Source organism: Micromonospora sp. NPDC005413 (assembly GCF_040606435.1).
Lineage (GTDB): Bacteria > Actinomycetota > Actinomycetes > Mycobacteriales > Micromonosporaceae > Micromonospora.
Genome location: NZ_JBEXEV010000001.1, coordinates 287505 through 290963, shown reverse-complemented (window position 1 = coordinate 290963; position 3459 = coordinate 287505). Strand labels below are relative to the sequence as shown.

Sequence of the window (3459 nt, the reverse complement as noted above, 5' to 3'; positions counted from 1 at the left end):
GGGCACGGTGCCGTGCGTCGGCTTGCCATCGGCCGTGAACCGGTCGAACTCGGCACCCTGAGCGGTGACCTCGCGCGTGATGTCACCGGCGGCGTTCCGGTCGACCTTCGTGCCGTCGGCGTAGGTCCAGGTGCTGCTGCCGTCAGCGCCGTAGGTGATGTCCACGCTCTGCGCCGGCTGACCATCCGCCCCCGGCACCGTGCCATGCGTCGGCTTGCCATCAGCGGTGAACCGGTCGAACGACGCCCCATCAGACGTCACCTCGCGCGTGATGTCACCAGCAGCGTTGCGGTCAACCCTCGTGCCGTCGGCATACGACCACGTACTCGACCCATCACCGCCGTAGGTGATGTCCACCGCCTGCGCCGGCTGCCCATCCTGGCCGGGCACCGTGCCATGCGTCGGCCTGCCATCGGGCGTGAACCGGTCGAACGACGCCCCATCAGACGTCACCTCGCGCGTGATGTCACCAGCAGCGTTGCGGTCAACCCTCGTGCCGTCGGCATACGACCACGTACTCGACCCATCACCGCCATAAGCGATATCCACGCTCTGCGCCGGCTGCCCATCCGCCCCCGGCACCGTGCCATGCGTCGGCCTGCCATCAGCCGTGAACCGGTCGAACGACGCCCCATCAGACGTCACCTCACGGGTGAGGTCACCAGCGGCGTTCCGGTCAACCTTCGTGCCATCGGCATAGGTCCAGCTGCTACTGCCGTCACCGCCGTAAGCAATGTCCACCGCCTGCGCCGGCTGCCCATCCGCCCCCGGCACCCTGCCATGCGTCGGCCTGCCATCAACCGTGAACCGATCAAACGACGCCCCATCAGACGTCACCTCATGCGTGACGTCACCGGCGGCGTTGCGGTCAACCTTCGTGCCATCGGCATAGGTCCAGCTGCTACTGCCGTCACCGCCGTAAGCAATGTCCACCGCCTGCGCCGGCTGCCCATCCGCCCCCGGCACCCTGCCATGCGTCGGCCTGCCATCAACCGTGAACCGATCAAACGACGCCCCATCAGACGTCACCTCATGCGTGACGTCACCGGCGGCGTTGCGGTCAACCTTCGTGCCGTCAGCGTAGGTCCAGCTGCTACTGCCGTCACCGCCGTAAGCGATCGACACATCCTGCGCCGCCCCGCCGTCCCCGCCGGGCACCGTGCCATGCGTCGGCCTGCCATCGGGCGTGAACCGGTCGAACGAGGCCCCGTCAGATGTCGCCTCATGCGTGATGTCACCAGCGGCGTTGCGGTCAACCTTCGTGCCGTCGGCATACGACCACGTACTCGACCCATCACCGCCATAAGCGATATCCACGCTCTGCGCCGGCTGCCCATCCGCCCCCGGCACCGTGCCGTGCGTCGGCTTGCCATCAGGCGTGAACCGGTCGAACGACGCCCCATCAGACGTCACCTCACGGGTGAGGTCACCAGCGGCGTTCCGCTCAACCCTCGTGCCATCGGCATAGGTCCAGCTGCTACTGCCGTCACCGCCGTAAGCAATGTCCACCGCCTGCGCGGGCTGCCCATCCGCCCCCGGCACCCTGCCATGCGTCGGCTTGCCATCAGCGGTGAAACGGTCGAACGACGCCCCATCAGACGTCACCTCGCGCGTGAGGTCACCAGCAGCGTTGCGGTCAACCCTCGTGCCGTCGGCATACGACCACGTACTCGACCCATCACCGCCATAAGCGATATCCACGCTCTGCGCCGGCTGCCCATCCGCCCCCGGCACCGTGCCGTGCGTCGGCTTGCCATCAGGCGTGAACCGGTCGAACGACGCCCCATCAGACGTCACCTCGCGCGTGAGGTCACCAGCAGCGTTGCGGTCAACCCTCGTGCCGTCGGCGTAAGTCCAGGTGCTGCTGCCGTCAGCGCCGTAAGCAATGTCCACCGCCTGCGCCGGCTGCCCATCCTGGCCGGGCACCGTACCGTGCGTCGGCCTGCCATCAGCGGTGAAACGGTCGAACGACGCCCCATCAGACGTCACCTCATGCGTGAGGTCACCAGCAGCGTTGCGGTCAACCCTCGTGCCATCGGCGTAAGTCCAGGTGCTGCTGCCGTCACCGCCGTAAGCAATGTCCACCGCCTGCGCCGGCTGCCCATCCTGGCCGGGCACCGTACCGTGCGTCGGCCTGCCATCAGCGGTGAACCCGTCGAACGACGCCCCATCAGACGTCACCTCATGCGTGAGGTCACCAGCAGCGTTGCGGTCAACCCTCGTGCCATCGGCATAGGTCCAGCTGCTACTGCCGTCACCGCCGTAAGCAATGTCCACCGCCTGCGCCGGCTGCCCATCCTGGCCGGGCACCGTACCGTGCGTCGGCCTGCCATCAGCCGTGAACCCGTCGAACAACGCCCCATCAGACGTCACCTCACGCGTGAGGTCACCAGCAGCGTCCCGATCAACCCTCGTACCGTCGGCGTAAGTCCAGCTGCTACTGCCGTCACCGCCGTAAGCAATGTCCACCGCCTGCGCAGGCTGCCCATCCTGGCCGGGCACCGTGCCATGCGTCGGCCTGCCATCAGCGGTGAACCGATCAAACAACGCCCCATCAGACGTCACCTCACGCGTGAGGTCACCAGCGGCGTCCCGCTCAACCCTCGTGCCATCGGCGTAGGTCCAACTGCTACTGCCGTCACCGCCGTAGGTAATGTCCACCGCCTGCGCAGGCTGCCCATCGGCCCCCGGCACACTGCCATGCGTCGGCCTGCCATCAGCGGTGAAACGGTCGAACGACGCCCCATCAGACGTCACCTCATGCGTGAGGTCACCAGCAGCGTTGCGGTCAACCCTCGTGCCATCGGCGTAGGTCCAACTGCTACTGCCGTCACCGCCGTAGGTAATGTCCACCGCCTGCGCAGGCTGCCCATCGGCCCCCGGCACACTGCCATGCGTCGGCCTACCATCAGCCGTGAACCGATCAAACAACGCCCCATCAGACGTGGTCTGCTGGGTCAACGCGCCCGAGGAGTCCCGGGAGACCCTCGTGCCATCGGCATACGACCACGTACTCGACCCATCACCGCCATAAGCGATCGACACATCCTGCGCCGGCTGCCCATCGGCCCCCGGCACGCTGCCATGCGTCGGCCTGCCATCAGCCGTGAACCGATCGAACGACGCCCCATCAGACGTGATCTGGTGCGTCAACGCGCCCGACGAGTCCCGGGAAACCCTCGTGCCATCGGCATACGACCACGTACTCGACCCATCACCGCCATAAGCGATCGACACATCCTGCGCCGGCTGCCCATCCGCCCCCGGCACACTGCCATGCGTCGGCCTGCCATCAGCCGTGAACCGATCGAACGACGCCCCATCAGACGTGATCTGGTGCGTCAACGCGCCCGACGAGTCTCGGGAAACCCTCGTGCCATCGGCATACGACCACGTACTCGACCCATCACCGCCATAAGCGATCGACACATCCTGCGCCGGCTGCCCATCCGCCCCCGG

1 protein-coding gene is annotated in these 3459 nt (G+C 66.9%); it reads right to left on the bottom strand.

Annotated features, from left to right (window positions below; translation table 11 throughout):
• Nucleotides 1-2853: hypothetical protein (locus ABZS37_RS01120; protein ID WP_355164760.1), on the bottom strand; the 2853-nt coding region annotated here is incomplete at its 3' end.
• Nucleotides 2854-3459 lie beyond the last annotated feature (606 nt).